Raw genomic sequence first — 21,841 nt, forward strand, 5'->3', positions numbered from 1 at the left:
GTGCTCTCAATCACTCAACAACTATTAAGGCTACAATTTTATCCTGACACAGTTGTACTAGCCATCAATAACCCCTTTTCGCAAAGGAATGGGTAATCAGCCACGGCTGCATACACATTTGCCACCTTTCCACTTCGAGCACTTCCGCTTTTTGCAGGTTTTTTTCTTGTTTTGAACGGGCTCAAGACGTCGCAGACGACTGTCCGCCATGTCATTCCCCAAGGCCTTGGCCATAAAGACCTGCGGTAACTCCGCAACTGAGACTGATTCTCATTATATGGGGTCCAAATCGCACCTGAAGAGACCTTTTCAAGATGTAAAAGGGCTTGTAGCATTCGTCACATCACTCTATGCACATTTGCCTGGTTGCTAATCCATCCTCGCCACTCTGTGCAATCTCTACAAGACAAATCATGGCATTGCCTAGCAGTACTAAAGCTGTAGCCCTTACCACTGGTCCTGCAGGACGTGCAATCGCTCAGTCAATGGAAGCTTCTCTGGTTGAGGCTCTCCATCAGCATCTAACCATGGAGAGAAATGCTAGCGCTGCTTACTTTGCTATTGCGATTTGGTTTGCTGAGCGCGAATTGCGCGGCTTTTCCCATTACTTCAAGCAAGAAGCTATTCAAGAACAGGAACATGCCGCCCATTTTGCAGATTACCTGATTGCTCGTGGACAAACTGTTGTTCTGCAGGATATACCTTCACCCCGTCAGGAATGGATCTCTACAGATGAAATCATGGCTGCCTCATTCCAGATGGAGGCAGACGTAACAACCTCACTGCATCAGCTTTATGCAATGGCTGAGAGAGCTTCTGATATGCGCACGACAGTGTTCCTTGATCCACTAGTCGATAATCAAGTCGACTCTGAAAATGAGCTTGCTCACCTCTTGGGTCGGGTACGTTTTGCCCAGAATCAGCCCTCTGCAATGTTAATTATTGACGGCGAATTGAGCGATGGAAAGCATTCACCTGCAAAGCTGGCCTAGTAATCGCAATCTACAATCTGTAGCGATACATCAGTATCTAAGTAAAACACTAATTAGCATTGTCTGTTAATTGTTACTAATAAAATCAGAACTTTTCTCTTGAAGTCAACAAGTTCTCATATCAAGTGTTCTGCTGCTGATCTCAAGTAGAAATTCAATAGAGAGTTTGTCGGCCAGCCCATTATACTGCATTTCATTGGCTATTTTAGATAATGCTTGACGCCGATTTATGAGCAGCTGAAATTCTTTCTTTAGACGGTAAGATAGATTCTCATCATTACATTTAGCCATAGCCTCTAGCAATGAGCTACAGCGATGACGGATCCCATCAACCTCTCTACAGAGACTGGCGATAACGCTGTCTGATGTCGTAACTAGGTCTTTCATTCACTCAGAGCTATGAGGCGGCAAGAGGTGCTGATTCAATTAAGGCTGGGGCCAAGCGCAAGATGGGTTCTCCGCTGGGAACGTTTAAAAGATCAGCGGTCCTTAGCCTGGAGATCAGTCGAGTGGAGGTCACACGCGTAGATCCGATGAGTTCACCAATTCGCTCATGGGTGAGTCGGAAGGGGAGATCACACCAGTCGCCACAGCGTCGCCCTAAGCGGTTAACAAGCAGGGCGAGCAATGCCTGGAGACGCTGTTCTGCATTACCTAAATGTCGAATGCGAAGCAGCTGCAGGGTCCATTCGTTCACCGCATCAAAGTCATGCCCATCACGGATTTCAGCATCGCTGCGAAAACATAATGGTGTAAGTGCTTCAACACAGACACCTTCACTGCACAAGCGGTCGGTACGTAGTTGGTCGCCTTCCTGAAGAAAAGCGAGAGTCATTCCTTCAGTTTCTTCGCATGGGCAGTAAACGCGGGCGATACCCTCAACGACTTCGATACAAGCGCCGCCTGAACGAGCGGCGGGATCGATCAGGATGGATTGCCCTGTTGGCATCCGCACTGCTGGGACTGGATCATCTGGCAGGAATCGGAAGCTCATATGAAGCCTCTCAAGTGCTTTTTGAGAACTCTTCGCAACCTATACGCTTAACGGTGCCTTTTGCAAGCGATTCTCAATAGCAATAGTGCTGTTGCGAGGAATCTGCACTGCTGATTGATACTTGTGTAAATTTCGACACCATCCGGGGTGCTGTTTGGCCCGCTGGAGCCGTCAAGTTATCACCTGCTCACTTGCACATGTTGGAATTTGTGGCAGAAGCAGAAGGAATCAGTCGCTAAGACGCAATAACGGCATGCACTACAAATGTATAGATGATGTAAATCCTGGCCATTGAAAGAGTTGCCAATCCTGGGCGTAACTTGGATGGAAGAAGAACATATCACAAGGAAATATAAATAGAATTTCGTGAAAGCATTGATGCTACTGGTGTATGCAATGACTTAAATCGTGCGTCAGTTATCAAGCTGCTTATCATTCCAGGCGTGCATGCCATAAACTTTGCCTGTTTATGGCGATGATCTGGCAGAGTGATTTCAAATATGATTGACACTGAGATCGCAAGCCTGCTTGATTACAGTTAATGAATAGAATGTAGCAAAAGCAAATTGATATCGTTTTTTGGAGACAAGGGAAGCTCTATCAATGGAGTGATTAGGAGACAGAGAAGCGAAAACATAGCGACTGTAAAACCACACATGCAAGAGGGCCTATCTAGATATTTGGCTTGGTTTAATGTTTAAGTTTGCAGTGCCTCAAACGAGTTATTTTAGCTAGAATTAGACAGCATTTTAAGTCAACGATGTATACAGCTCCCTTTGCAGCGGCAGTAGAGCTGACACCAATAACCATTGGCGGAATTGTCTTGCTTGGTGTTTTGGTATTGGCCGCCGATATTCATTTATTAATAAGACAGCAACAACAAAGCCGCCTACGTAAAATGGCTCCTAATCAAGAAGCTAGAGATCAATAAGTGGCAGAGACAATCGGTGCCAAACCCTTATGGCCAAGGGTCTATTGTAAATCGATCACATTAAGTCAGTGAAACAGTCGTTTAAGCAGAGTTCGTGAAAAGGAATAGCAGCACTCAACCTAGATCCAAAACAAGAAAAGCTTAGTTTCGATAGCGATTAGACCATATCAATGGCTTGTTATAGATGTTTGTTTTAGATCATTATTGAATCAGAGACACCCTATGCTTTGACAAATTCCATTTGCGTTGGCTGGCCAAAATCGCAAAATTGAAGATTAGGGTTTACGTATTAGAAGCAGTATAACTAATGGGAGGCAAGTCGAAAATTAGAACAATCAGAAGTTGAAGTTTGCTGAGCAATATATGTTCAAATTGACAACCATAGGCTCAATAAAAAAGCCCTGCTTAGGCAGGGCTCCTATTTTGAGATAAATCGCAGTGTTAATTTGAAGCTAGTTTATGTGGCGCTATCTGTCGATGTTGATGGCACGGTCGTACTTTTACCTGGGTTAAGACTAATTTCATTGCTTTCTAGCTGATCGAACAATTTTTCAACACGCTTGAAGTCAAAGCCCATCGCTCTCAATCCATGCCAGAAATGACCCTGAAGATAGAAGAATCCAAGGTAGAAATGGAAGTTTGAAAGCCATGAACGGGCTGAATGTACGTCTCCACCAAACAATGGATCCGTATCTGAGAAATAGGGAGCGAAGTTCAATTCGATATTGAGAGGACCACCATAGAGATCAGTTGGATAAATTGTGGTGTTCATAGAAGCCCAGAAGGCTGCCACAAAAGCAATAAAGGCTGCACCTGCTAATGAGGTAGAAAGCACAAATTCAGCAGACAACAGTCCTTTTCCTTTGAATTCAGTGTATTCCCCAAATGGCTTGCTGAAAATATGCCAAACAGCACCAGCACTCAAGAAGAAGGCCAAGAATGCATGACCACCCATCACATCTTCCAAACTGCTAATCGTAAGGAAATCAATCTGGTGATTCCAAACCATTGACAAGTCAAGGTTGTATTCGACCTTACGTACAACACCCATTGCTGGGTCATAAATTCCATGGTATTTAGCCCATTCAACAAATTGAACGCAGCCAAGACCTAGGAATAGCAGGTGATGTCCAAGTATGAAGGTGAGCCTGTCTGGATCATCCCATTTAAAATCAAATTTGTTGGGTCTGGATCCTTGCGGGTATTCTCCCAAGTCCTCCTTGTATCGAAAGGAGTGAAGCATCGCACCACCGGCATAAACGGCCGAGAAGATGAGATGGAAGACTGCGACTACAAGCATCCCATAGGAGTCAGTAATCACACCGTTCTCTATGCCACCAATACCAAGGCCTGCTAGGTGAGGAAGAACTACAAATCCCTGGTCACCTATTGGCAATGCGGAATCGTAACGAGCTAGCTCAAATAGGGTGTTGGCACCAGCGCCGAAGCAAATTAATCCTGTGTGGCCAATATGCGAGGCAATGAATCGGCCTGATCGGTTGGTCACACCACTGTTACCCGCGTACCAGGCGTAGGTAACGTCTGTTTTCCCGTAGGTTTGCACGAGAATGAACTTGTTTAGGGCAAATAAAATCTATTTGTATCGCGACAGTTCGACGTTAGGTGTACACAGAACTCTACATACTTGAAGAGGTAAAGTGTGATTTAGACATGATAATGTGCCGTAGTATATGCATGATTAAGCACGATCATTAGATACATCAAAGACCTGTCAGAGGATACTCTAGAGACAAGGCATTAATCACATAGGCGAGAGTTCAGCGATACATTATCAGGTGATATTTACTACAAGGTATCAAATTTGCTTCGCAGTCAACAAATCCCAAAAGCTGAATTACTATTGGTATCACTGGCTTTTGAGAAATCCTGACAGAACCGAAGCAAGCCATCGCTGGCGCTTTGTTGTATGTATGTATTTGCATGATGGATTGGCTCACCTAGGATTAAGTCTCATTTCGAATTGCACAATGCAATCCTGTGATTGGGATTACTTGAGCTAGTGATATATGGACTTTGTCTGGATTCATCAATGGATTTTGGAACCCTCTCAGCAGTGGTGTGTGGAATCATTGGCTCGGCCTGCATTGCTATTTTTATCATCGGCGGTAAAGCCGATAATGATGGACAAGGAACCAATATGACGTGAACTCTGCGTTGGCATCGATTGTTAGGAAGGGCAGAGTTGTCACTCTGCCCTTTTTTTAGTATTGGTTTTAATTACAAGTAGAAGCAAAGAACTTGTAACTCATTAGCTTAACTTAAAGCAAGATTGGCATTTGAAAATTTTCTAATGTAAATAATATTTGCTAAAAAAATTATTGTCGGGACGCGACTTTTCAGAGCTTATCTAAGAGGATAATCATTTTTGTAAACATTTTATAGCTAAAGGATATTGCTTGAAACAATGCAATAGTTTCCATGCCAGAAGAAGGCCTTGTACAGCTTTTATTAATACCAGATTATTGCAATGGAATTGATTGCGAATGAAACTACAACAAACATTGGCAGAAAATATTTTCTAGTATTATTAAATAGTGATAATAAAACTTGGAATTAATTCTCAGATTGTTTTAATCCAGTAAGGCCACCCTTGACAGTTGTCAAGGCAGTTCCATCAAGAAACTGTTGATCCAAAAGAAGTAGCGCAGCAGTGTTATCACCAGCCAGGCGAAGGCGCTTACGCACGAAACGAGCTTCCGCTTCCTCTTGTAACTGTTCTGCAATGAACCAATCGAGCATGGCGGTCGCACTACGCTCACCAGCTTGTTCAGCTATGGAATAAATACGGTTAATTGATGCTGTTACATCTTTTTCTAGCTCGTAAACCTGATCAAAGAGATCCTGGGTGGACCCCCAATTGCGTTGTGGAGCTTCAACCGCGGGAAGCTCGACCTGCTCATCGCAATCAACAAGGTAAGCAATAAGTCGATCTGCATGACCACGTTCCTCTTGGCTCTTAATTTGCATGTACGAGGAAAATCCGGCTAAATCCTTCTCGCGAAGCCAAATTGACATCGCTAGATAGGTATGACTTGCCTGAAACTCACAGGCCAAATGAAGGTTGATCGCCTTGGTTAGATCATTCATGCTCAGGTTTAACGTTTAAGGCCATCATTGGTGAAATGTACTTGGTTAAATGAGAGTGCTTATTCATGCTAATAGAGAAGTTCTGGAATGCAGGACACTTGTGTAGTTAATTTATAATATACATACTATCGTTCATTTAAGATTAAACAAGATTCAGCCAACTTTCAGTCGTGGCTTCTGATGATTAGAATTTTTGCAGGATTTGAAGAATTAATTTATTTGATAAATCTTCTGATGTTGCCTTTTTAGCAGATGGGCAGGGGGGGGATTAACCTATAGATGTTTGGACGTAATAAGGATTATATGTATAGTTTATTGCTATTTAACCTCAAGGCACTGAATAGCATAGCGGTGCCAATAACATCTATTGATTGTAACTGATACTAAATAGTTACTAGACATTTTACAACGCTTGCTCAAGTATCATGCATATTATTATTGTTGTTTTCTATATACTAGTCGCCATATCGAAAGCTGGCTAGCAAGTGTGAATCATTAGAACATTGGAGTTGATTTTTATTCATATTAATTCTTATCTAGATATTGGCCTAGGAAAGAAAGGGGTTTGGCCATTGTTTCTGAGAATCCGAGGATCCCCTTGTCTTGGTGGCTATATAAAAGTTTGTCGTCACAATCTAGTAAATAAGTACCGCCCCGTTGTGTAATGAAGTCGTCACGAGGTAAGTAAGTACCCAAGTTACTTAGCACTTCTATCATGTTTCGCAGTCGAATAGTGGCGAGTTCAAATGGTCTTTGAAAACCCTCACCACCAGCTCGCCTGAAAAAGGATCCTCTTACGGATGGGAATGGGGAGATGTTGATGGTTTCGTTGTTCGCGATTCGCTGGGGTGCACTACGATCTCCTGTGTAGCCACGTAGTACTTCAGACAGAGTGCCTGGAGAACCAATGCCTGCGCACATTAAAAACAATGCAGGCCAAGGGCCACCAAGTGTTTTTAGTCCGCCATAGAGACCCAGTGCTCTGTGGAGTGTCGGTTCCTCATCGACCAACATATTTTGTTTAGGAAAGCCAGTAAAGGTGCAGAATCTTTCAGCACTCTCAGCATTGCCTATGCCTATGGCCAAAGTGGAGATCCCAGCAGCCCTTAGCCTTGGCATATCAGCTACTAGCGCTTGAGCATATTCGAGGCTGTCAAAGTCACCTAACTGGGGAAGCAAAATAATAAGTCGATATTTTCCTTTTTCCATGCCTGGCACCTGACTCAGTCTTTGAAGCAGTGGAAGGGGTGCTTTTACTGTGCACACGTCGTTAGGATTGTGAGATTAGTTTGCGCCTCAATAAGCGTACTACTTCTTGTTCATTCTAGAAACATCCTTCTAATTATATGAAGCAGGAAGGCTTGGTTTCATTTCTGAGATTTCCCTATTAGCTAAATCAGGCATCCATAGATTCTATGGACATCATAAAGTTGAAGCTTACAACAGAAGCGTGCTGGTTCATTAAAAACGATAATAAGCTTGGGCAATAACTTAAAAGAAGATCTGTCTGTCAATCTATTAAATAGTGGGAACAAAGATGGTGTCTTCAACCCACACCCTGATTACCTAGAGCCATTGCTATCAAAGGGTTCACACCTCTCAATATGATATGTTTCAATCGCAAGACAAGCGGGGGTTAAAAGGCTTAACTGTAATTAAGAGTATAAAGGCAATGACATGACAGTCAACACTCCATACTCCTTGCGTTGTACTCTCACCTTTGGAGACATCTATGGCCAAGTCTTGGCCTGGATGGCAGTGATCTTCGTAAGCCTTGCAGCAGGCCTGGGTCTAATGGGCTCGAGCAGGCCTCTGTTCGCTCTAGTTGGCGTTGGTTTGATCTTGGTATTAAGCCTGCCCTTCCTCCTGTTCGCCTTCGTAACGACCCTGCTCAACCACATCTCTCTGGAGCCCAAAGAAGCATCCCAAAGTTAACGATAATCAGTAATGTGTGTTTCCAAACTGATCAACCTAGAGGTTTATAAAGGTAAGCCTATCAATTAAGATCCGAAGACAAAAATATTCTAAGTATTATGCCTTGAGCCCACATCAAGGCAGCTATCAAGGGCTCTGCTTGGATCTCACTAAAAACACAAAGGTTGCTCGTATAGTATAAAGTAAATCCACTACTGGCTTCAGCAAAAGTGATCCACCTCTGCTGTCAAATCAGGGGCCATTTGGACGAACAAAAAAAATTAGAAAGCCGATGACAGAAAAACTTCTGCCTTAACTATTTCAAATAATGTTTCAAATCATCACTAGGAAGACTCCTTTTAATTTTATTCCCAACATCAAAAGAAACGCGAATGGGTCAGTCTCACAATCTCTAGTCACAAGCGTTCATCAAACCGTAGCCAAGCCAAGTGACAGAGGTTAAGCGATCCAGAGACTCTGTTCGGAGAAGACCTGAATGGGAAATCAAAAGGGTCAATCAAGCCAATCTGTTATATAAATCAACCTGGAAGCAGAGGATAAAATGATTTAATTTAAAACAAATAAAATCACAAAATCAAAGGATTGAAGCCGCAAGCCCCTGAACCCTTGATTACAAGAATGTGGATACAGATTGCTCTGATGGTGGAAACTTAAATATCTAGTTCACGCATTGAAGCAACAATGAAATGCATTGCAGAGGTTTCTCAGCTCATATTGGAGGGTTTGTCGCTAGCAAATAAGAAGATAGCCCGAACCGAATGGCAGCCCAACAGCTGTTAGCAGAGTTTTTGACCAGATCAAAAAGTCATTGAACTTTAGCTAATTATGAAAGTCAATCTGCACAGTGTATAAGTGCAAGAAATTGTCAAAGAAGATATTGTATGTTCACATAATTGAGGTAGCGATGGGCATTCTGAATCCATCTGATCTAAACAAGATTGGCTCTAAACTGTTGAAGATGATCCTTATTTTAGGCTTACCCTCCCTCTTTTTGTGGTTCGTGACAGGGCTCCATAACCACCTGCATCTAAAACCAAAAGGAGTTGCCTATGGTTAGTAATCTTGCCTGAATTTGATGTTCCCATCGTGGTTAACCCCAAAGGCTTCAAAAGAGGCTGCATTTCCCTCAGGAACTGAGCAGCACGCCGTTCTAGGTACAAGGCTGCATGACCCGCTAACCACAGATCAGGAAGATGCTCTGTTTGCTTGTGGCTGCTTTTGGGGAGCCGAAAAGGGTTTCTGGAAATTGCCTGGGATCATCACCACGGCAGTGGGTTACGCCGGTGGTCATCAAGAGCAACCGACCTATCAAGAGGTCTGCTCAGGACGTAGCGGACACACTGAAATCGTACGGGTGGTGTGGAATAAATCCGTGATTGACTACAGCGACCTCCTCAAATTGTTCTGGGAATGCCATGACCCCACACAAGGAAATCGCCAGGGTAATGATCGAGGGAGTCAATATCGATCGGCGATTTACACCACCACCATTCAGCAGATGGAGCTTGCGCAGGCCAGTCGAGACAGCTTTCAGCAACTCTTAAGCAAGGCTGGTTTTGGAGCAATTACAACTGAAATCAAAGCCGATCAACAATTCCATTATGCCGAGTCCTATCACCAGCAATACCTAGCAAAACCCGGAAGTAGACCATACTGCTCTGCAATGCCTACTCAGGTTGCTCTAAATAATTTTCCAGGTGCAAACTTTAAATTACCAGTAAGTGTCTGGCAAGAATATGATTGGTCAGTTAGTCATTGCGTTCTAAGATCTGGAAATGAAAGAATAAATCTCTAGAAATAGCACACTTAAAAGGTAGAATCTCAAACCAAGTCAATTCAAGATATACAACCAAAGCTTCAACTATACGCAAAAGGAGGCGTCGAGTTGGGTAAACTTTCCTGCAATTAAAGAGTCATCAACCGCATAGACAAGGCAATCATTGTCAACTTTTCTTCGGGCAACAAAGTCTTATGGCTAGATCAATATCGAAGTCAGTTAAATAGCGGGAAAGTTAGTCGAAGCGTACTCAAATATTTAGATGATCGTAACAGACAGGCCATAGGCAAATTACTAGCATCTCTAGATCCATGGCATTCTAAGAATCTTGGCAGTAATTCTATTTACTTATTGACTATACCTCTAGTACCGGACTTGCTTCGCCATTGCATAGATGAATTTTGGATTGTCTTACCAATTGGTTCAAACCTTCCACCAAGTTGTTTAGAAAGAAGGGAGACGCAAACCATCACGGGCGCGTAACTCAATGCTTTCCATTGATGAAAGCTTGTATTTATCAAGTGAAGGGTTAACTGAGAAGATTTTTTGGCCATTTTTATGATTACGATTCCATATCCAATACTGTGGTGAGTGGGTATCGGAATATAAACTCACTAGCCATGTCATTGAATCGGCATCATCATTAATGATATAGAAATGACGATCTTTAGGAAGTTGTTTAAGAGCACTCAGATCATTCACAAGTTCCTGATCTATGATAATCTTACGACTGCGTAAGTCAGTTTCAATCAAAATTTGTGGAGCATCAGTTTTAGGGTCTGATAGTTCAACTCCAAGTGTTCCACTTTCAGACTGATACACGAGCTCATAAGGGCAATCTTCTTTACAACTCTGCAGATCTTCGGTGCGCCAGCGCACCAAGCAAGGCAAACCATCTTTGATATTCAGCAACCCATACAACCAAGTTGCATTTCTATCAAACCCAAAAGGTGCTGATCCAGCCTGACTTTCTTCAAAGCTGAAACTTAAAAATGGTTTCCAATCTTTTTGGCCAGGCAGACGAAGGTCGTAAGTATTGCCACCATCTGGTTGTATCCGGTTTCGCAGAACCAACTGCCAATCACCGTCAATCCAGTCGACAGAGACCAAATGGCCATCATTGGCTTCATACAGTAAGCGACGCTTACCAGTCTCTAGATTGATTACCCAGAGATCTTGATAGCGAGGATCGCGATCATTTAGGCCGATGACCAACTCGTCGGGGACATCTTGGTCATCACCCCAGATAGCAGCTTTGACACCCTTACCTGGTGTGAGATCAATCGCCTCGATAGTCGTTGGATCGATTCGAATCAAAACAGTGTTTTCATCGCCATAGCTGTCGCGGCTAGTGATTAGATATCGACCATCAACGCTCCAACTAGCAGCCCTAGTGGGACGATTCGTGTTGTTTGTAAGCAAACGTGGTTTAAATCCCGCTTCAAGCTCTTGAGCCCAAAGATTAAGCACTCCCCGATGGGGCTCCAGAAAAACAATCTGTTTACCATCTGGACTCAAGCTAACCCCACTCACCTCAGGGTTGCCAAACAAGACTTCACGTGGAATCAGCGGGACCTCCCCCTGAGGGAGGGTATCTGCAAAAGCAGGAGAGGAAAGTCTTATCGGTAAAGAAATAATGGTTAACAGGCATTGCAGCGCTAAAGTTGCTCTAGGTAAAGAAAATCTTCTCATTGATCATTAATGGTTTTTTGACCAGTGTGACCAGAATTACTCATAAAAAAAGACAGCCGCTTTCAAATAACATTTCCCACTACAAATTTCATATAACCTACAACTCAGCAAGCAGATCACCAACATGGAGCAATGAAGCCACCCTTGCCAGATCGATTGGTAATGCTTGCCTTAGCTGCCACTCTGATGATTGTCTTCTGCCTGATCTTCTCCTTGAGGCTTGCCGGTCAACAGGGGAAAGAACCAGCTCTACAGTGGCGGGAGGCCCCAGAGCCAACTTCAGAATCCTTACAGATCTAACCACCCCTGCCCATCTGAGCCCTTGTAGAAGTGGCAAAGTGGTCAGGATTCAGCATCAGGTTGCTGATCTTGCCCTCACCATCAGACCAACAGCAGCCACGCAGGTTTCTTCCGCTCCCTAAGGGCTTGGTTGAGCTCTATGGGCTCATCGCAGTTCTGATGGTGGTCATTCCCGAGTGGCTTGCTGAGGTCAGCTTGAACATGGGAAACAGCACCAGCGAAGCTCAGCTTCCCATGAGGGCGCGCGCATGGAGAACGTTGCCGGAGCTGCAATTGGCAGCAATGAACCTTGCTGAATTGAGACAGCTGGCGCATCAGCTCAAGCTATGGGGCTACGCGAGCGAAAGCCGTGATCAGCTGTCAAGGCGACTCTTAAGGCGGTTGAGCAGAAGATTGCCTTCAAAACGGATTAGATCGGCCACTAGGCAACGTAATACCCTGTGATAGCTTGCCTAAGCCGGGGCGTGGCGCAGCTTGGTAGCGCACTACTTTGGGGTAGTAGGGGTCGTGGGTTCAAATCCCGCCGCTCCGATTCCGTGCATGACTGAGATCTCAGTCTTCAGGCCACTTCTCATTAGAGAGGTGGCTTTTTTAATTCATCAACATCTATATAGATTTTGTCAATGGAATTATTCAAGAGTCAATGAAGAATCCAAGCAAAATAACCATAGAGTCATAGCATAATAAAACATTGCAAGCGACGCTTGTTCTGCTATCAAGACCGTTACTCGCCTATTAGTTACTCAATCTGCAATAGCTAACCGCAATAGCAAGCCAACCAACCCATGATTAGACCGTTAACGAGTCCTGTCATCAACAAATTAAAAGGATTGATCCAAGCTTAAACAATTGATATCCTAGAAAGAAGCTACTCAAAGGCTAGATTTTAAATCAAATAAGCACTAAAAAAGGCAACAATATATTTCCGAAAGCACGTTTACCTAAAGGCTTAAAAAGTATTACCGCCCATTGATTGAATGGGAGCGTCTATCCTAAGACCTAAAGTAATATCAATCTTTGAACGTTTTATCAACGAGTATTGCACAATAAAAAATAAAAAGGGTTGCCAGAAAAAAATTTTTTTTTGGTGTGACATCAACGATTCATGACCGTTGAGAGCAATTGGGCTCCAAACCAGTTGATTGGAACCTGGTTGCAACTGAATAGCGATGCAACCAACGATTAACCCGTCGCCGCTGGCTAGGTGGAACCTCCTCAAGCAACTGGGACAACTCCAAGGCACCCAAACGTCTGAGTTCCCTCACATCCACATGCCAAAGGGCCTCAGCCTCACGGATCAAACGCGCCCAAGTTCGTACCTGCTGCCACTGACGCAGCCGCGATCGTAGTGGGTCAACTAGAAGTGAACGACTGAAAGTCCACTGCCTAGAGCGTTGATGGTGGCTGGGTAAAGCATCCATGTAACTACCTTGACGAATTCAAAGCCGATCCATGCAAAATCACCAGTGCGCTTCGGAGTTCTGAAGCAAATCAGCTCTTTCCATTCCAACAAGACAGCCTCGACTGTTTTTCCATCGTTTAAGAGGGCGGAGCAAGATCAACGCCCACGTGCAATCCACGGGAAATACAGTGCGCAAAGCCGTTGCAGTAACGGTCTAGAAGTCTTCACATCACACTCTGATGCAATGGCAAGCTGTTCTCGATTGTGCCGTCGCTCAAGCTAGAAGTGTTGATAGCGGGCTAAGAGAAGCACATCACAAGCTCGCGGATAAGGCTTATAGGCCGTGCTTGCAATCAAAGAATGCATCATGTTGTGGGTCGATTAGCTGTCGCTGAGGGTCAAGCAGAAAAAAACAGGTTTAAGTAGAATTTTTTTATTTGATTAACACTCAGCAGCGATGAACGTTTGGCAATTTAATTGCAAGTCATTGTATTTAGCTTGCGGCAAAATAAAATAATATTGTGATGATGACAAATACCAGTCATGCATTGAAGACGTATGACATTAATCATGGTTATCAATGGAAAGGCGGAACTCGATTGGGTGAAGTGAATCAATCGCAGAAGAAGGCAAGCCGAGCTTGCTGCGTTAAAGATTCCAAATGTTTAGTGGCGGTAAGCGAATGAAATGGCTTGAAGTTGAAACTGAAGAGGAGGCAGAAAATTAATCATTGGCAGCTAATTACAGCTACGTGGCAAGAACCTAGATAGGGCTGACGGGTGTGAACGAGAGTGTGGATAAATTATTGACGAGAGCCCGAACAGAAGTTTATGGATGCATGAGCATCTCCTATAAGGCTATCTACTTATCACATAGAGACAAAGATATCATTTAACAGTGAAATTATTGAGGTAATTTGCGATGGCAAAGTTAATCACGATTGCTTGGGTCCTTTCGTCTTTACTTAATCCTGACAAAGCCAGATCAGATTCAAGATCCGCAGAGACCAATTCGAGAGCCACCTTGACCTCTGGACGTTGCTGAAAATCACGAAATTCATCGGTAGCAGTACTAATCAATTCTTCGACATCAGTTGATAAGCCCATTGATTGACGTTGGAGGAGATAGGCTTGTATCTGCTGATAAATTTTTACAGAAATTGGAACATTTCCCCATGAAGCACGCAGTCTATCTTTGCTAATCGCGAACTCTTTATCCTTAGACATTTTAGGCTCCTTCAGGGATTCTATAATCAAACATACGCATCATGGGCCCTATAGATGATAAATGGTGTAGTGATTTCATAATAGCAGCCTATTTGTCAAACTAAGCTGAATTTTAGAGTGCTGGTAAAGATTTGGCCTACAACAAGCAAACACAATGGCTTTGTTAGGCTCTTATAAACCTAAAAGTAGAAATTTAATGATTGTGAGTCTCGCATCTATAGACACTTTCCCTAATTTTAATCAGACACTGCAACTTGCTCTATATCAATGAATACATCCTAATAGCCGAGCATGATGGAATCTATCCGGTTTTTGAGCTTGACAAGCGTCTTCTTAAGAACTATGTATTTTGGCTATTATTGATTAACGAAGACGGGTTAAAAGGCTTGGCTTGAGATTGTCTAGGACCTTGATTTGCCAGGCTAAGGATAGAAGTATTAAGTTCTAACTCGGAAACTCCAATATTATCTCCGCATGTCTCAAAAATATTCGAGGCGATGAATGAAGCCATATCTTCTTTTGGAACAGCCATTACTTCCTTTAAAGCACCTGAGCGCATTAAGCTACTTATCATTTGACGCCCAGCAACTAAGGCAGCTTGATCTGCAGGGCTTCCGTCTGAGATCGCAACACAGTACTTATCGGAGAAAGTCTCGCCCACCTCAGATACCGCAGGTGAAAGCTCGAAGTCGTCTGCGAAGGCTGGTGAGGGACTGAGAACAGAAGCGAAAAGAAGTATTGCACCAAGAAAGATGGACAAGAAATACTTAGACAAATTACGCATCTGGCTTATGACCTCTTTTAGGTCTTTACTAACTCAAAGATACCTGACCATGGGCCAACTAAACGCCTAACAGGAGAAGCTGAAGCGATTATTGATATAATGCTGAGGGCAAAGCAAATCTTTTCTTTCTCCTTGAATGCGATTGCAACAAACTTAGGTAGTGCTGCGCATTCCACTATTTGAGCATCAGCTTGAGCAGATCAAAAAAATTGTTGGTCCTGTCAAAACCTGGTTACACTGTTCTCATTTGTAGTTTATTTGTTCAGAACGCCTGCAAAAATAGCGGCTTTAATTGCTGAGCTAATCAAACAGCAAGAGAGTGCATAGACATCAAGACTGTTGCCAATGTCATTAGAGAAAAGAGCATCGATGTTGATCTAAAAAATTGAACGGCGCATTGGCTAGATTGCGACAGTCGATCATGTTGCCGCTAGGCAATAAAGAAATTTCAACCTAGCCAATCTATTCTTGATGCCTTTCTTTTTTACTTCTTCAATCACTACTCAAAGAGATAGGCTCAACCAAAGCCAGCTATTGCCAGTCATTTGGATTAAAAGCGTTGATGCAGCCGCTAGAGATACATTGATCAACACATTTGCTCGCATCGGCGATGGATCATGGGTAGAAAGACCTATCAGTCATTGCTTTATCTAACCGCTGATTAACCTTTAAAACCATCATGCTTATGCCAGATTAAGCTGAGTGTACTATCGGAAATCTAAAATGTTGGCTGAATTCAAAACTCTATTCGAGCTTAGCCAAGAGGGATACTTTAAAAAGCTGATGGAATCAGCCAGAGAGTTATTAGATGTCCCCGTAAATACTTTTAGCAACAGCACAGTTAGCAGTCAAATCGTGATTGGAATCATCGCAATTGTAATCCTTGGTGTTATCATTTTACCGTTCGGAGCAACCGAAGCTTCGATCAAGGCTTGTCAAGTCAACACAGACAAAAAACTCATCAAAGTTGGCGGCTCCGTAATCGTTGTAATGACCTCACTTAGTGCAATACTCTACCTCGAAGTTTTGAAGCTTTATGGAGTGTTTAGCAGTAGCTAAAGATTGAGACCTCCATCTAGGCAACGAGCCATTAAAAAAATCCTTATGTTTATCACTAGCCTTAGAGAATGCATGTCTTCTTAGCAATAAGAAGGTTGATGTTAATTGATTGGAACTAATGAAAATATTGAATGCCATCAATGAAACACTCTGGATTCTTTTGATTACTGTGCAAGCCTAAGTCATGTTCTCCTGCAAGCAGTTGAGCCTATTTGACTGGAGGGGCAGAAATCATGATCTATCAGTAGGGTTCCGATCTCTGCGATCTGCCCAAAAGATTTACTTATGAAGATTGAAGAGGCAGAAGCGCTCTGAACAAATTTGGCATAGATTCGCCAATGGGTCTTAATGACTTTCGCCTCGCTTTACAGTTCTTTGGCGTAAGCTTGTCAACCTCTTTCACCCCAAATTGCATCTACATCCATGCCTACTTAAATACCCAGGATTTGAATTCGCGGACAACTTTTTAGCTAGACAGCTATCGAAATAGTGTCCCTAAGTTGCCAAACCATCAGACCACGCGTCACAACCAGAAAAAGGGATAGAAATGCTATTCCAACACATAAAGGGCAATGTGGAAATCCCACTCAGCACTTCGCCAACTAATCAATTATTAGCCAGAGATTCAAAATTGTCCGTGAATAATGACACATTGATACTTTAAGGGCCAGTTCGTCGATCTCCCAATGGGGTAGCAACGCCAAAAATCACCCCTAAACGTGGCTCCAAAACAGCGCTGAGCTTGCTCGGAATCTTGTAGAGAGGATTCTTTCTCTATTCAGGGCCGTCAAATCCATTGCGTTAAAAAGGGCAACCGTGTCGGATTCCCCTCAAGTCCAGGACTCATTTTCAGGGTATCTGCGTCCTTGTACCCATTGATATTTAGCCAGGAGGGGAAGATGGCGGCATGAGTAAAAACACTTGTTCAGACAGTAAAACATCGATCCTATGCAGCCAAATCAAGTCATAGCAATAGGTTTGCTTTTCACTCAAAGCACTCAGGGTGCAAGCTCACACCAATGAGTGAAAGAAATCATCAGCTTAATCATTGATCGCGGAGATGGTGCGTTCATCGGGGACAAGCAGCCTCCACAACCCACACCGTCCAATGAACTTCAAATCCGCCCTTGCTGCGTTCAGTAGCAATGATTAGCACAACATCAGCACTGTCCATCAGAACTCCAGCCCAAGCAGATGATGGTTGCGGTCGCGCTTGGCGCTATTCCAGCAGTTACCGAGCCTGAGTAGTGAAGCGCAGACTGAGACCTGTTTATGTTCCTGTATCACGCCCTTATTCCCCCATTTACGGTCATTCGATTTATAGACCCGCCTAGCGCGGGTCTTTTATTAGAGAACTTTTAGGCCTACCTACAGATGGGGCAGACCTTTCAAAAGATCTTGGATGGGTATCGCGGCTCAGTAAACGTAACCTGGAGAAGATTGGCTGTTGCGTATCACAGGTTCAACAACGCATGGTTGAAAGGTCCGGTGGAAGGACCCGTCTGCCAAGTACTTTCGTCTTGGCCTATTCCCATGCTACCCGCGGCATACTTATTTGCCGCCGTTGCAGATCTGGAATTGCTTCCAATTGGTCTCGAGTTGACCATCAGGGTCTACCGTTAGTTCATGCACACAGCGATGAAAGAATCGTGACTGCTTGGCAATCGGTTGAATCTGAATCGCGCAGTAGATGGTTGAGAAGGTTGGTACGCCTGTTGCAAAGATCGCTAAGGAGGGATAGAGGTGATAACGAAACATCTCACGTGTTATGAGCTTATTGGCCTCGAGATCGGCAATAATTGGTTTAGATGATCAATTGTGGATTCGCGTTTAGCTGGTTTACACACCATCGGCTTCAAAACATCGCTCTATGTCGTGATCCAGCACTAGAGGGGCTGTTCTGACGAGGAAGGAAGATAGCCTATATAAAGACGGGTAGAAAAGATAACTATGCTGCAAGGTAAGACGAAAGGCCAGTCAAGAAAAAGAAGATCCCCCTACCGAGCAGAGGGTTGGCAAACAAACGTTGCGATGGTCAGCAGAGCGGGAACTATCATTGAGCACTGTTCAAAACATTCAACGCGGATTACACCAACATTTTCCTTGCCACAAGTAATACGATGATCCTCTTGTTGCAGAGATAAAGTCTCTATGGATAGGACGGCATCCAATGATTCAAAATATTTCACTTAAGCATATTCGAAAACAACTCATCAAAAGTATAATCATGCATGATTTGTAGCTGGTTATAAAGTCAAATATGGCAAGCCCAATAAAGGCAACCAAACTAGACCTTTGTTGAATAGATTCAAAATAAATGCCAAAAGCATTTCTATAACTTAAATAATTTATTTCTGCATTGGTTGGTCCCTTGCAAAAAGATGCTTTCTAAAATTCAGAGCCGCTGACGTAAATGATTGGCCATCTTCAGTGCAGTGCTTGTTGAACTATCATTAATAGACTTAGGTTCGAGCAAGCACAGAGTTGGCGATTGCCATGCCAGTCCTCAGAATGATTGAGTTAAAATACTGCCAGAAGTTTGGTTATGGCGGGTAGAATCCGAATGAAGTGGCGCTAGAGACTCCTGAAGCCATGGCAAATGAGTCGTCCAATCATTCCGCATCTGGGAAAAGTGCAAATGACTACTTCAAAGATGGTGAAAAAGAATTTCGTTTAAATGATTACCAAGGGGCAATTGATAGTTACAGCAAAGCAATTGACATCAATCCAAATAATGCCATTGCATACAATAATCGAGGGAATGCAAAAGATGAACTAGGTGATTATCAAAGCGCACTAAATGATCACAACAAAGCAATTGATATCAACGGACTCGATGCCAGCTTTTACATCAATAGAGGTGTTGTTAAGAGGCACTCGAATAACATCAAAGGGGCAATCGATGACTACACGAAAGCTATTGAACTAGACCAACAACATGCAACTGCCTATTACAATAGGGGGGTTGCTAAATTAAATCAATGCGACCACAAAGGTGCCATAAATGATTACACTAAGGCTCTTGCCCTAGATCCAAAACATGCAAAATCATACTACAACAGAGCGATTAGCAAAAACAATATTAATGATGTCAAAGGTGCGATTTCTGACTACACAAAGGCAATTGAGGCCATGCCTCTTTTTGCCTTAGCCTATTACAATCGTGGCAATTTAATGGATAGGCTGGGCCGAAGGCAAGCAGCGGTTACTGACCATGAGAAGGCGCTAGAGATAATGCCACAACTTATCACTGCGATGAACGAGCGTGCTGAAAATAAAAACTTAGTTGAGAATAAGGTTGTAAATGATATGAGGAATGAAGAAGACAGAAATCATCAAGATGCATTTTATTATTACAGCCAAGGCAATGCTGAACAAAAGCGAAGCAACAATCAATCAGCGATAGACTATTATACAAAGGCGATAGAAGTCAATCCAAACTATGCCGAGGCATACAACTACAGGGGCCTTGCTAAATACAACCTTTGTGACTATCAAGCCGCACTTGATGATTACAGCAAGGCAATAGAAATTAACTCGACATATGAAGATGCCTACATTGGATGCGGTCTTGCAAAGTCTGCATTAAGTGATTATCAAGGTGCAATTGGAGCCTATGAGAGGGTACTAGTCATTAACCCTAAGAATGTTGCAGCCTATAGAAATCGTGGTATTGCCAAAGAATTGGAGGGAAATCTAGAGGGTGCTTGTTCTGATTGGAAGGAAGCCTCCTCTCTAGGAGATGCAGATGCTGCAGAATGGGTGAATGCACAATGTTGTTAAGGTACCCGCTTCTGCCAACTGTGGAATCACAAAAAAGAAGATTGGAATAGCCCATAAATCCTTCTTTCAATTTAACGCTAAAACCATGTAAATACATGGTAATACCTATGATAATGCTTAAAGAGCTTCTCTTGCTGCTAGATACTCAGCCATAGTGGGAAGCTAGATTAATATGTAGAATCAGAACAGTCTTGTTATTGGCACATGCGCTGATAAGACAATTTACCTTGAACCCAGGATACAATTATGCAATAAACTGTTTAAGAGACTGTATCCCTACGAACAAAAGCACCGGAAACGCAACCTTCAGACAAAGCCATTCTACGGTATAAATACTTATTCCAGATAGCGAGAACGGTTAACAATTACATTTGCAATCACATGCCTGAGCCCATCCTAAATGAACTAAGCAATACAGTACAACAATGTCTTGCTTGTATATCCAATCAGAATAAAGGTGAACCAAATATTGAAAAGGTTGATCTTGATTTCTGGCTTGACCCAAATTCAGTTATTTTCATGACCTCCCCTGAAACGGAGGACATCTATTGTGCAAAGCTTGAGGATTTGGATACAAAGAGTGAATTGCTTGAGATAATCCTAGATGAGGCTATTATCTCTACTTTTCTAACAACCGAAGATTTAATTCTAGTACTTGCTGCTCAGGACTCAGCAAATTTATATGATGTCAGGATTGCCGCTATTGATAGATCTACTGGATGCGCCCTAATTCGCACTGAGAATCTTTTTAATAAAGACATTCTGGAGCGTAATATACTTAAGACTATTGGAGACTCCACAGAACCATCAAAGCATTTCTGGCTGCATCGCTACTCCGATAATAAATCATGGCAATTTAGAAAAGTTGCCTACAAACGAATCTCATATCCTGGCAATAATTTTCACAAAAGATTTATTAATAATTCATACCGTAGACTTCAGTCTTTTGTGTTGGATATCGAGACACATATCCTTGCTAAGTTTAATGAAGTCGAAATACAGGAGGATGAAAATTCTGAACCATAATTCACCAGCCGGTTAGCTAATCTGGTTTGATTCAACAAGCAGCACATCATTTTGTATGATCCTGATTGCTGACTTTATTTTTTCTGGCTCTCCAAATGAATAGCAGGGGTATCCCTACAAGCATTAGCCCAGTGTCTGCCAATAAGAAGTTGTTCCATAAATCCATTGGCACTTTTCATTTTGCTGCACAATTTTAAATCAAAACGATAAAACTCGTGCTAAATTATAATCTTGATCAAAACAAAGGCATGGAGTAGCTAAGACCATCCCATGGCGTTGCTAAAAAGAAGCTTTATTTTCATCTAGATCAGTAAAAAAATGAGTGCCCAAGCGTTTGAACGAAATCGAGCCGAGATCGCAGTAACAGTAAGGTTAATTATAACCTACAATTTTCAATCCGACAAAGAACATTTTTCGTAGCAACTTACTTGAGACCATTTCAACCCAAAACTGAGTGCAAGTTTAAGTGGGCTTGATAGATGGTCTACATCGAAAATATCGATATTTGCTAGAAGAGAAATAGAATCACTTGTCTTATATGTTCTGGTCTTGAATATCCTTGCAGCCACGCATGAGTTGTGTGGTTAACTGGCAAAGCTTCCGGCAATATAGAGATTGAGGTGTTATGCAATACAACAATATCTTATCTTAAGATTCCATGAATATTGAACTTATGGCTAAATCAAGCAAAAGGATGTCTCCATCATTGGCAAAGAAACGTTTACAATCGACTTTCCGATATTGCTTGCCATCCTTATGGGGTCAATTAGCGAATTGAGAAGGGCCGTGTAAGCATTTAGAAATTACAGGCCCTGCTCAAGATGCTATGAAG

At 42.8% G+C, this 21,841-nt stretch carries 19 protein-coding genes and 1 tRNA gene; 10 read left to right on the forward strand and 10 right to left on the reverse strand.

Translation table 11 applies throughout. The annotated features are described in order from the left end of the window. The first annotated feature begins 413 nt into the window (after positions 1-413). Positions 414-992, forward strand: coding sequence for a ferritin (locus tag SIB41_RS06320; protein ID WP_413357626.1), 579 nt, complete (start codon positions 414-416; stop codon positions 990-992). A gap of 105 nt (positions 993-1,097) precedes the next feature. On the opposite strand, the gene SIB41_RS06325 is transcribed toward SIB41_RS06320, so the two are convergent. Together SIB41_RS06325 and SIB41_RS06330 are read right to left on the reverse strand one after the other, a co-directional pair. Next, the gene (locus tag SIB41_RS06325) at positions 1,098-1,379 is read right to left on the reverse strand and encodes a hypothetical protein (protein ID WP_413357628.1); all 282 of its coding nucleotides are present in this window, start codon (positions 1,377-1,379) and stop codon (positions 1,098-1,100) included. A 10-nt stretch (positions 1,380-1,389) separates the two neighbouring features. Then, positions 1,390-1,986 (reverse strand): helix-turn-helix domain-containing protein, encoded by a 597-nt coding sequence (locus tag SIB41_RS06330; protein ID WP_063397747.1) that lies wholly within the window; start codon positions 1,984-1,986, stop codon positions 1,390-1,392. Between the two features lie 760 nt (positions 1,987-2,746). Between SIB41_RS06330 and SIB41_RS06335 the strand changes: the two genes are divergently transcribed. Then, on the forward strand, positions 2,747-2,917 hold the full coding sequence (locus SIB41_RS06335; protein ID WP_169189915.1) for a hypothetical protein: 171 nt from the start codon (positions 2,747-2,749) through the stop codon (positions 2,915-2,917). Between the two features lie 457 nt (positions 2,918-3,374). On the opposite strand, the gene SIB41_RS06340 is transcribed toward SIB41_RS06335, so the two are convergent. From SIB41_RS06340 to SIB41_RS06350, 3 genes are all read right to left on the reverse strand, one after another. After that, positions 3,375-4,481 carry a chlorophyll a/b binding light-harvesting protein gene (locus SIB41_RS06340; protein WP_413357630.1) on the reverse strand — a complete coding sequence of 369 codons (1,107 nt, stop codon included), beginning with the start codon at positions 4,479-4,481 and terminating at the stop codon, positions 3,375-3,377. A gap of 1,010 nt (positions 4,482-5,491) precedes the next feature. Then, positions 5,492-6,025 carry a ferritin gene (locus SIB41_RS06345; protein WP_011129874.1) on the reverse strand — a complete coding sequence of 178 codons (534 nt, stop codon included), beginning with the start codon at positions 6,023-6,025 and terminating at the stop codon, positions 5,492-5,494. Positions 6,026-6,550: 525 nt separating this feature from the next. Continuing rightward, positions 6,551-7,234, reverse strand: a complete 684-nt coding sequence (locus SIB41_RS06350; RefSeq protein WP_413357632.1) for a peroxiredoxin-like family protein — start codon at positions 7,232-7,234, stop codon at positions 6,551-6,553. A gap of 468 nt (positions 7,235-7,702) precedes the next feature. Between SIB41_RS06350 and SIB41_RS06355 the strand changes: the two genes are divergently transcribed. Together SIB41_RS06355 and msrA are read left to right on the forward strand one after the other, a co-directional pair. Next, positions 7,703-7,960: a hypothetical protein gene (locus tag SIB41_RS06355; RefSeq protein WP_063413963.1), complete on the forward strand. Its 258-nt coding sequence runs from the start codon at positions 7,703-7,705 to the stop codon at positions 7,958-7,960. A gap of 1,075 nt (positions 7,961-9,035) precedes the next feature. Further along, positions 9,036-9,755, forward strand: coding sequence for a peptide-methionine (S)-S-oxide reductase MsrA (gene msrA, locus SIB41_RS06360; protein ID WP_413357634.1), 720 nt, complete (start codon positions 9,036-9,038; stop codon positions 9,753-9,755). A 426-nt stretch (positions 9,756-10,181) separates the two neighbouring features. Here the strand turns inward: msrA and SIB41_RS06365 are convergent, their stop codons facing one another. Further along, a complete protein-coding gene (locus SIB41_RS06365; RefSeq protein WP_413357636.1) occupies positions 10,182-11,429 on the reverse strand; it encodes a TolB family protein in 1,248 nt (415 codons plus the stop codon). A gap of 132 nt (positions 11,430-11,561) precedes the next feature. Here SIB41_RS06365 and SIB41_RS06370 point away from each other — a divergent pair, with 132 nt between their 5' ends. The 3 genes from SIB41_RS06370 (at position 11,562) to SIB41_RS06380 (ending at position 12,261) form a co-directional block, all read left to right on the forward strand. Next, a complete protein-coding gene (locus SIB41_RS06370) occupies positions 11,562-11,729 on the forward strand; it encodes a hypothetical protein (protein WP_169189876.1) in 168 nt (55 codons plus the stop codon). A 30-nt stretch (positions 11,730-11,759) separates the two neighbouring features. Then, the gene (locus tag SIB41_RS06375) at positions 11,760-12,173 is read left to right on the forward strand and encodes a hypothetical protein (RefSeq protein ID WP_413357638.1); all 414 of its coding nucleotides are present in this window, start codon (positions 11,760-11,762) and stop codon (positions 12,171-12,173) included. A gap of 14 nt (positions 12,174-12,187) precedes the next feature. Beyond that, a tRNA-Pro gene (locus SIB41_RS06380) sits at positions 12,188-12,261 on the forward strand. 571 nt (positions 12,262-12,832) lie between these two features. On the opposite strand, the gene SIB41_RS06385 is transcribed toward SIB41_RS06380, so the two are convergent. The 3 genes from SIB41_RS06385 to SIB41_RS06395 all read right to left on the reverse strand — a co-directional run bounded on the left by SIB41_RS06385 (position 12,833) and on the right by SIB41_RS06395 (position 15,141). After that, on the reverse strand, positions 12,833-13,150 hold the full coding sequence (locus SIB41_RS06385) for a hypothetical protein (RefSeq protein ID WP_236065991.1): 318 nt from the start codon (positions 13,148-13,150) through the stop codon (positions 12,833-12,835). A gap of 868 nt (positions 13,151-14,018) precedes the next feature. Next, positions 14,019-14,357, reverse strand: a complete 339-nt coding sequence (locus SIB41_RS06390; RefSeq protein WP_063419438.1) for a hypothetical protein — start codon at positions 14,355-14,357, stop codon at positions 14,019-14,021. Between the two features lie 340 nt (positions 14,358-14,697). Beyond that, positions 14,698-15,141 carry a hypothetical protein gene (locus SIB41_RS06395; protein WP_413357640.1) on the reverse strand — a complete coding sequence of 148 codons (444 nt, stop codon included), beginning with the start codon at positions 15,139-15,141 and terminating at the stop codon, positions 14,698-14,700. A 723-nt stretch (positions 15,142-15,864) separates the two neighbouring features. On the opposite strand from SIB41_RS06395, the gene SIB41_RS06400 reads away from it, so the two are divergent. Next, positions 15,865-16,200 (forward strand): hypothetical protein, encoded by a 336-nt coding sequence (locus SIB41_RS06400; protein ID WP_205909572.1) that lies wholly within the window; start codon positions 15,865-15,867, stop codon positions 16,198-16,200. Positions 16,201-17,751: 1,551 nt separating this feature from the next. On the opposite strand, the gene SIB41_RS06405 is transcribed toward SIB41_RS06400, so the two are convergent. Next, on the reverse strand, positions 17,752-17,958 hold the full coding sequence (locus SIB41_RS06405; protein WP_413357642.1) for a hypothetical protein: 207 nt from the start codon (positions 17,956-17,958) through the stop codon (positions 17,752-17,754). A gap of 834 nt (positions 17,959-18,792) precedes the next feature. On the opposite strand from SIB41_RS06405, the gene SIB41_RS06410 reads away from it, so the two are divergent. Both SIB41_RS06410 and SIB41_RS06415 read left to right on the forward strand, forming a co-directional pair. Beyond that, a complete protein-coding gene (locus tag SIB41_RS06410; RefSeq protein ID WP_413357644.1) occupies positions 18,793-19,983 on the forward strand; it encodes a tetratricopeptide repeat protein in 1,191 nt (396 codons plus the stop codon). Between the two features lie 381 nt (positions 19,984-20,364). Continuing rightward, on the forward strand, positions 20,365-21,009 hold the full coding sequence (locus SIB41_RS06415) for a hypothetical protein (protein WP_413357646.1): 645 nt from the start codon (positions 20,365-20,367) through the stop codon (positions 21,007-21,009). The last annotated feature ends 832 nt before the right edge of the window (positions 21,010-21,841 follow it).

Origin of the sequence: Prochlorococcus sp. MIT 1201, from assembly GCF_047303415.1 — a bacterium.
In the GTDB taxonomy this organism is placed as follows: Bacteria; Cyanobacteriota; Cyanobacteriia; order PCC-6307; family Cyanobiaceae; genus Prochlorococcus; species Prochlorococcus marinus_D.

Bases quoted from the DNA above. Each gene is read 5' to 3' on its own strand.
- SIB41_RS06415 (WP_413357646.1), top strand. From the start codon at position 20,365: ATGCCTGAGCCCATCCTAAATGAACTAAGCAATACAGTACAACAATGT.
- msrA (WP_413357634.1), top strand. From the start codon at position 9,036: ATGTTCCCATCGTGGTTAACCCCAAAGGCTTCAAAAGAGGCTGCATTT.
- SIB41_RS06410 (WP_413357644.1), top strand. From the start codon at position 18,793: ATGGCAAATGAGTCGTCCAATCATTCCGCATCTGGGAAAAGTGCAAAT.
- SIB41_RS06405 (WP_413357642.1), bottom strand. From the start codon at position 17,958: ATGTTTCGTTATCACCTCTATCCCTCCTTAGCGATCTTTGCAACAGGC.
- SIB41_RS06395 (WP_413357640.1), bottom strand. From the start codon at position 15,141: ATGCGTAATTTGTCTAAGTATTTCTTGTCCATCTTTCTTGGTGCAATA.
- SIB41_RS06365 (WP_413357636.1), bottom strand. From the start codon at position 11,429: ATGAGAAGATTTTCTTTACCTAGAGCAACTTTAGCGCTGCAATGCCTG.
- SIB41_RS06345 (WP_011129874.1), bottom strand. From the start codon at position 6,025: ATGAATGATCTAACCAAGGCGATCAACCTTCATTTGGCCTGTGAGTTT.
- SIB41_RS06400 (WP_205909572.1), top strand. From the start codon at position 15,865: ATGTTGGCTGAATTCAAAACTCTATTCGAGCTTAGCCAAGAGGGATAC.
- SIB41_RS06355 (WP_063413963.1), top strand. From the start codon at position 7,703: ATGACAGTCAACACTCCATACTCCTTGCGTTGTACTCTCACCTTTGGA.
- SIB41_RS06325 (WP_413357628.1), bottom strand. From the start codon at position 1,379: ATGAAAGACCTAGTTACGACATCAGACAGCGTTATCGCCAGTCTCTGT.
- SIB41_RS06330 (WP_063397747.1), bottom strand. From the start codon at position 1,986: ATGAGCTTCCGATTCCTGCCAGATGATCCAGTCCCAGCAGTGCGGATG.
- SIB41_RS06320 (WP_413357626.1), top strand. From the start codon at position 414: ATGGCATTGCCTAGCAGTACTAAAGCTGTAGCCCTTACCACTGGTCCT.
- SIB41_RS06335 (WP_169189915.1), top strand. From the start codon at position 2,747: ATGTATACAGCTCCCTTTGCAGCGGCAGTAGAGCTGACACCAATAACC.
- SIB41_RS06385 (WP_236065991.1), bottom strand. From the start codon at position 13,150: ATGGATGCTTTACCCAGCCACCATCAACGCTCTAGGCAGTGGACTTTC.
- SIB41_RS06350 (WP_413357632.1), bottom strand. From the start codon at position 7,234: ATGGAAAAAGGAAAATATCGACTTATTATTTTGCTTCCCCAGTTAGGT.
- SIB41_RS06370 (WP_169189876.1), top strand. From the start codon at position 11,562: ATGAAGCCACCCTTGCCAGATCGATTGGTAATGCTTGCCTTAGCTGCC.
- SIB41_RS06390 (WP_063419438.1), bottom strand. From the start codon at position 14,357: ATGTCTAAGGATAAAGAGTTCGCGATTAGCAAAGATAGACTGCGTGCT.